Annotated in this window: 1 protein-coding gene; it reads right to left on the bottom strand. The window is 70.1% G+C overall.

What is annotated here, in order from left to right; translation table 11 throughout:
• Positions 1-678 (bottom strand): POTRA domain-containing protein (locus HB681_RS37655; RefSeq protein WP_275946439.1); only part of this gene is annotated, 678 nt, incomplete at its 3' end.
• Between the last annotated feature and the right edge of the window lie 109 nt (positions 679-787).

The following is a 787-nucleotide window of genomic DNA, read 5'->3' as shown; positions in this document are numbered from 1 at the left end:
CGGCGTGACCTCCACCGTCAGGTCGCTGGTGCCGGGTGTCAGGCCCTCCTGCAGGCCCGAGCCCACGCGCGTGCCGGGCTGGTCCGACAGCAGCAGCATCGCGCGCTCGTAGCTTTTGGCATTGACGGCCTGGCCGGGCTGCAGGTCCGACAGGAAGCCGCGCACGCGTGCCTCGCTGATCGGCGCATCGGGCGCGACCAGCACATCGACCTTGCCCAGCTTGCCTTCGATCACGCTGATCTCGACGACGCCATCGCGCACCGTCTGCACCGGCACCACGGCCGTGGCCAGGAAGTAGCCGCGTGCGCGGTACAGGTCGGTGATGGCCTTGGCCAGGGCTTCCAGGTCGGAGAGCGCCACGTCGCGCCCGATGTAGGGCTGGGTGACCGTCTTGAGCTCATCGGCCGAGAGCGCCTGCGCGCCATTCAGGCGGATGTCGTTGAGGCGGAAGGTCGGGGGTGGCGCGGGTGTGCGCGGCAGGTCTTGCGGCATGGCCGCGCCGGCCGGGGGGCGTGCGGCCTGTGCGAGCTGGTTGCTGTTGCCGCTGTTGCCGCAACTGCCACAGGGATCGTTGGTAGGCAACAGTTCGGTGTTGGCCGTGGTCGCTGCAGCCACGGTGGTCGCTTCCTCGGCCTCCCCCGCCGCATGGGCACGCTGGGCCGCCAGCAGCCACAGCATCGCGCCCGCGACCACCACGCTGGACGCCACGGCCACCTGCCTGCGCTTCGTGTGCAAGGCGCGCATGGCAGGCGACGCAGCCATCGTCTTCTTCTCGTTGTCCTGGATT

This window comes from Variovorax sp. dw_954 (assembly GCF_018449755.1).
Lineage (GTDB): Bacteria > Pseudomonadota > Gammaproteobacteria > Burkholderiales > Burkholderiaceae_C > Variovorax.
The sequence above is the reverse complement of the archived record's forward strand: the minus strand, read 5'-3'. Positions and strand labels throughout refer to the sequence as shown.